The organism is Hydrocoleum sp. CS-953 (assembly GCF_002260545.1).
Lineage (GTDB): Bacteria > Cyanobacteriota > Cyanobacteriia > Cyanobacteriales > Microcoleaceae > Trichodesmium.
Map to the genome: position 1 here is coordinate 1 of NZ_LGSU01001038.1, position 6,228 is coordinate 6,228.

Annotated in this window: 6 protein-coding genes and 1 pseudogene; 2 read left to right on the top strand and 5 right to left on the bottom strand. The window is 36.8% G+C overall.

All coding sequences use genetic code 11. From position 1 onward, the window contains the following. From AFK68_RS38970 to AFK68_RS15140, 3 genes and pseudogenes are all read right to left on the bottom strand, one after another. The coding region (locus AFK68_RS38970; RefSeq protein WP_210407416.1) for a hypothetical protein at nt 1–240 on the bottom strand (240 nt) is incomplete at its 3' end. Nucleotides 241–546: 306 nt separating this feature from the next. After that, nucleotides 547–944, bottom strand: a 398-nt coding sequence (locus AFK68_RS41820) for a metal ABC transporter ATP-binding protein (protein WP_256386569.1), incomplete at its 5' end; no start/stop codon positions are given. A gap of 1 nt (nt 945) precedes the next feature. Beyond that, a pseudogene (locus AFK68_RS15140) lies at nt 946–1,506 on the bottom strand (metal ABC transporter ATP-binding protein); the annotation flags it as partial. 736 nt (nt 1,507–2,242) lie between these two features. On the opposite strand from AFK68_RS15140, the gene AFK68_RS15150 reads away from it, so the two are divergent. Continuing rightward, entirely contained in the window at nt 2,243–3,160 is a 918-nt protein-coding gene (locus AFK68_RS15150; RefSeq protein ID WP_210407417.1) for a metal ABC transporter solute-binding protein, Zn/Mn family, read from the top strand. Between the two features lie 127 nt (nt 3,161–3,287). Continuing rightward, the gene (locus AFK68_RS15155; protein WP_094673519.1) at nt 3,288–4,355 is read left to right on the top strand and encodes an RNA-guided endonuclease TnpB family protein; all 1,068 of its coding nucleotides are present in this window, start codon (nt 3,288–3,290) and stop codon (nt 4,353–4,355) included. Between the two features lie 859 nt (nt 4,356–5,214). On the opposite strand, the gene AFK68_RS15160 is transcribed toward AFK68_RS15155, so the two are convergent. After that, entirely contained in the window at nt 5,215–5,400 is a 186-nt protein-coding gene (locus tag AFK68_RS15160; protein WP_094673520.1) for a hypothetical protein, read from the bottom strand. 352 nt (nt 5,401–5,752) lie between these two features. Further along, nucleotides 5,753–6,228: GGDEF domain-containing protein (locus AFK68_RS15165; RefSeq protein WP_143437896.1), on the bottom strand; the 476-nt coding region annotated here is incomplete at its 5' end.

Here is a 6,228-nt window from a genome sequence, read left to right on the forward strand (position 1 = left end):
CAAATCTCCCTCTGATTGTCCTTGCTTTTCTGCTTCCTCAATAGCTTCTAGTATGACTATTTTTGTTTTCTCTGGAAAATAGTATTTAGCGCAATTATCACAACGTAAAAGAGGAATATTTGATAGGCATAGGTTTATACCCTCAAATGTTATTACATACCTGTCAAAACAGAACTCTAACCAACCATTACAAATTTCACAGTAATGGCTTTGAATTTTATCAAGTTGCAAGTCAGTCATTAAAATTACAAAACTCCCTAATTAATTGTTGGATATACAAAAAAGTAGTTGCTCTTGTACTACCTAGACTAGCCTTTCTATAATTATTCTTACGAAGCTAAAAAAGCAACATTAACAAGATTAGATAGTACATTATAATAGTATAGTATATTATATTTTATGGTAATTTGCCTCTGCAAGAAATAAGTCTTATGAAGAATACCTGATAGTGGTTTGTTGACCTACTTAAACTCATCTAAAATTTCAGTCAGGAGGTTTTCCTACTACTACCTAAAACCTCAATCCTACTAAAAAAAATAATACCAATCAAGCAACTTGCCTTAAAGACTCCGAAAAGAAACCAACCTTACCCCCATAAGCACGATACAAATTTTCTTCCTGCAATACAACTTGCCGATCGCCAACAGCAATTAACTCCTTATTCAACAGAATTAAATCGTCAAAATTAGTAATAGATTCTCCCAAATCGTGGTTAACAACTATCACAACTTTTCCAACTTCAGCTAACTCGTGAAAAATCTCAAAAATAATATTTTCAGTCTTCTGATCTACCCCAACAAACGGTTCATCAAAACAGAAAATATCCGCTTCTTGAGCTAAAGAACGCGCCAAAAATACCCGTTGCTGCTGGCCTCCAGAAAGTTGTCCGATGGGGCGATCGCGATAACTATCCATCCCTACCTTTGTCAACGCCTCTAATACTANAACTTCAGCTAACTCGTGAAAAATCTCAAAAATAATATTTTCAGTCTTCTGATCTACCCCAACAAACGGTTCATCAAAACAGAAAATATCCGCTTCTTGAGCTAAAGAACGCGCCAAAAATACCCGTTGCTGCTGGCCTCCAGAAAGTTGTCCGATGGGGCGATCGCGATAACTATCCATCCCTACCTTTGTCAACGCCTCTAATACTATTCTCCGACTAACATTAGAAAAGCGACAAAACCAACCAGTCTGACGCACCCGCCCCATCATTACCACATCCCAGACAGTAGCAGGATAAGTCCAATCAATTTGCGATCGCTGAGGCACATAAGCAATTCTTCTTAACTGTTCTTGAAGTGGTTTGTCATTGTAGATTACAGAACCCCCAGTCACAGGAATTAACCCTAACATTCCTTTTAATAAGGTACTTTTTCCAGCGCCATTAGGGCCAATAATACCTGTTAATTTTCCTGTTTGTATCTGTAAGGTAATGTCTCGCAACGCCTCAACGGTACGATAATGGACTGCTAAATGACTTACTGTAATTTTGGCCTGATTCATTAATTATGACTCCTATAAATTATCAAATATGATTCTCTGAAATCCTTCTAAGAGAATGTTTGAATAGTATGAATTTTGATCTAGCTCCCCCCTAGCCCCCCTTGAAAAAGGGGAAATACAAAGGAAATTCCCCATTAAAAACAGAGGAAATAGAAGGGAAAGTCCCCCTTATTAAGGGGGATTTAGGGGGATCAATAACTTCTCAAACAACCTCTAACGATAGAGGTTTAATTCAAAAGTTCACCCTAGAATTTGAGAAANCAAAGGAAATTCCCCATTAAAAACAGAGGAAATAGAAGGGAAAGTCCCCCTTATTAAGGGGGATTTAGGGGGATCAATAACTTCTCAAACAACCTCTAACGATAGAGGTTTAATTCAAAAGTTCACCCTAGAATTTGAGAAATATGAAACCAATATGATATAAATTATGAAAGAAATATGAAAAATTGTCAATTAAATCAAAATGAAAATTAGGAAGTATCTGTGCCAAATTAATTTAACTAATAGTCTAGGTAGAGAAGGCTTAACTCGGAACAGAGAACAGGAAATATATCTGAGTGGTAAATATACGCAAGACTTAGACACCCAGACAAGAAACCGGGTTTATTGCTCTAATTCCCTTTCACGAAATTCTCTTGATAAACTATCCACCGAAACAAGAAACCGGGTTTATTGCTCTAATTCTCTCTCACAAAATTCCCCCCATAAACCCGGTTTCTGCATAAGTGCCCAAAATATGTGGTCAGCATTAGGAATTTTATTAGCATTATGGATGAGTGGTTGTACTGCTCCATCTTCAAATATTTCTGCTGAGAGTGAAGGTAAACCTTTAGTCGTTTCTACAAGTACCATCATTGCCGATATGGCAGAAAAAATAGGTGGCGATGAAATTGAGCATCAGGGAATTATGGAACCGGGAGCAGATCCTCATATTTATGAACCGGTGCCTGCTGATAGTGTGGCTTTTGAGGAAGCAGATTTAATTGTTTATAATGGCTATAATTTGGAACCTGCTTTAATTAAACTGATGAATGCTGCGGGTGTAAAAGCGCAAAAGTTGGCAGTTGCGGAAAAGGTGACAGCTTTACAAAATCCGGAGCAGGGGGAGTTAGTGCCAGATCCGCACGTTTGGGGTGATGCGGAAAATGGAATTGTGATGGTTAATGCAATTCGGGATGCTTTGGTTGAGTTGTCACCGGAAGATAAAGAGGTGTTTATGGAGAATGCTGCCAGATTAGTTGAGGAGTTACAGCAGGTTGATATTTGGATTAATAAACAAATAGCGACTATTCCAGAAAGTCAGCGGCGACTGGTGACTACCCATGATGCTTTTGAATATTATGTCAAAGCTTATGGTTTAGAGATGACAGGAACTTTGATTGGGATGACTACGGAGGAACAACCTAGTGCGCAGACGGTGAAAAATTTGGCGGAGGAAATTAAGAAAACTGGAGTACCTGCTATTTTTGCGGAGACTACTATTAATCCTAAGTTGATTACTACAGTTGCGGAGGAAGCAGGGGTAAAGTTAGCGGCCAGAGAGTTATATTCTGATTCTATTGGCGCTCCTGGGAGTGAGGGCGATAGTTATGTGAAAATGTTGATCTCTAATACTCAGGCAATAGTGGAAGCTTTGGGTGGGGCTAACTACTGAAGCCGAATAATTGGACAAATTTAGACAAATGTTAAAAAATGTTAAAAATCTCATTGTGCTCTGCTATCATACATTAACATCATCCTAAGCATTGTCAAAGACTTTTTTTCATGGCTTACCAATTCAAATGCAATCAATCAAGACCAAACTAAAAGTTAATAATAAACAAAAAACAATACTTGCCAAACACGCAGGTGTAGCTCGTCATGCTTATAACTGGGGATTAGCAACTTGCATTACTGAATATGAATCAAGCAAGAAACGACTGAGTGCTATCACTTTACATAAGCGTTTGGTAGCTGAAGTTAAAAGTGAAAATCCCTGGTATTATGAAGTTTCAAAGTGCGCTCCTCAGCAAGCCTTAAGAGATTTAGAGAGGGCATTTAAAAATTTTTTAACTATTCGGGGACATGGATTTCCGAACTTTAAGAAAAAAGGGAAAAAAGACAGTTTTTATCTAGAAGGAAGTATCAAAATCCTGAAAGGAAACTATATACAATTACCAAGAATAGGAATAGTAAAAACTTATGAAATATTACCATCTGTACCAATAAAAAACGTTGCGATATCAAAACGTGCGGGTAATTGGTATATAAGTTTTAAATATGATGATCGGCCCAACCATACTACAAAAGAACGAGATATTATTGGTGTAGATGTTGGTATAAATACTCTAGCAACTTGTAGCGATGGAACCAAATTTGCCAATGTTAAAGCCTACAAACAAGCCCAAAAACGACTAACTCGTTATCAACGGCGTGTCAACAAAAAAGAGCCAGGCTCAAAAAACAGAGCCAAAGCCGTAAAAAAACTAGCTTCATCTCATAAAAAAGTAGCAGATATCAGAGCAGATGCACTACATAAACTAACAACATGGTTAGCTAAGAACCACAGCACCATAGTGATTGAAGACTTAAATGTAAGTGGAATGCTAAAAAATCATAAACTAGCAAGTGCAATTGCTGATTGTGGTTTTTATGAGTTTAAACGTCAGCTCACATACAAATGTGAATGGTATGGCAGTGAGTTAATAATCGCTGATAGGTTTTATCCAAGTTCTCAATTATGTTCTCAGTGTGGGCATCAACAGAAAATGCCGTTGCATAAGAGAACCTACGAATGTAGTAACTGTGGTTTTGAAGCAGACAGAGACTTTAATGCTGCTGTCAACTTAGAAAACTATGTGCATCAGTAGGTGGAGTTCCCGCCGATTTTAAGCCTGTGGAGAAGATAAGTTGCAGACTGCGGTCAGTGGTCTTCTGTGAAACAGGAAGCTAGCTCCAAAACCCTCTTGGGTAAGTTTGGGTAAGTTTAGTAGAACGGAATATACAGCTTTTGAATTGCAAACAAAATCGACTGCGGAAGGAAGTTAAATCCGGATAATTAATGTACCTAAGTCCGCAGCGACTTACACTCCGTGGAAGGAAGCAATCTCCGCGTCCTCCTGATATTACTTCCTGCCGTCGCAATGACGAGTGTTCAACCGGATTTTATATTATTAATTATTAATGGCTTTGTTGCATGAAAGTATATAGTTGCTGCACTTGCTCCGCATATGTACTTCATAAGGTGCGGAAACTGCTGTAACTATTGGACAATAGATGAATCAAACATCAATATAAGACAGGAAAAGGCTGAAACTTTTACCTATAAAGGTTTTGAGAGTCTATCGGTACACCCTAACTATTGGACAATAGATGAATAGAACATCAATATAAGATAGGAAAAGGCTGAAACTTTTACCTATAAAGGTTTTGAGAGTCTATCGGTATACCCTAACTATTGGACAATAGATGAATAGAACATCAATAATTGCGAAACAGAACGATATAGCTGCCCCTAGTGCTGCTACGCGGAAGTCAAAAGTCAAAAGTATTGATTAGTAAGATTTTTAGGATTTTGTAACTGGTCAGTTATTTCCGCCATTCTGCACTAGGCTCTGCGTAAATTGTGCGAACCAAAGCAGAATGGATGTTCTATCGCCACTTTTATGCAACAAAGCCATTGTTAATTATTAATTATTAATTATTAATTATTAATTATTGAACAAGCCCCTACCAAACTAACTTGGTTAAAAATTCTTCCTGATTTTGCCATTCAGCTATTTTGATATCACATTCTAGACAACTAGGATTTTCTATTTTTAATTCTTTGATTGTGTCAAACAAACCTGCGTATAATCCTTGGTTAGTTGCCACAAATAATGAGGTAGCTATTAAAATAATTTTACCTATTTTCATCAGTCTTAATTTAATTATATAGCAGTCGCCATGTCTCATTTAGTCACAGTAAGAATTTAACTTCTAACTTCTGACTTCTGATTTCTGACTTCACTTAAATCTCCTTATTTCTGTTATGACCTTGTATATATAATTTTCGGACTATTTTTAGACTTTTCTATTTCCCAATTTCCCGGAGTAGCAGAAACCAAAATACATTGATTAACTTTTTGCCAAAATTCATCAGATTTTAAAGGTCNATATAAAACTATCAAACTTAAATAGACATATTCAATAATAAAAAATAAAGTTAATTATTTTCCCATACCCTCTACTCCCTATTCTCTACTCTCTCTTTTCTATAAATTTACTGTTATACCTGATACAGAACTACTCGATCCCGTCCTGCTTTTTTCGCCTGATACAAAGCTTGATCTGCCTTTTGAACAATCTCTTCTCCTGTGGTTCCATCTAAAGGAAAAGAAGCAACTCCCAGAGAAACAGTTAAAGATGAGAGAACTTCACCTTGATTTTGTAGAGATAATTCCCTGATTCCTGAACAAATATTTTCTGCCCTTTGTTTAGCAATATCTAAAGGAGTATTGATTAAAATTAAAGTCATTTCTTCTCCACCGTAACGACAGACAATATCAGATTCTCTAACTTGTCCTTCTAAAAACTTTGCCAATTCTCGTAGTACCATATCTCCTACATCGTGACCATAAGTATCGTTAAATCGTTTAAAATGATCAACATCTACCATGATGACGCTTAAAGGTTGTTGATTGCATTTAGCTTTGATAATTTCTTGCTTGAGAGATTCATCTAAATAACGTCGATTAAATAAAC

Coding starts and splice junctions, on each gene's coding strand:
- AFK68_RS15150 (WP_210407417.1), top strand. CDS start 2,243: ATGTGGTCAGCATTAGGAATTTTATTAGCATTATGGATGAGTGGTTGT.
- AFK68_RS15155 (WP_094673519.1), top strand. CDS start 3,288: ATGCAATCAATCAAGACCAAACTAAAAGTTAATAATAAACAAAAAACA.
- AFK68_RS15160 (WP_094673520.1), bottom strand. CDS start 5,400: ATGAAAATAGGTAAAATTATTTTAATAGCTACCTCATTATTTGTGGCA.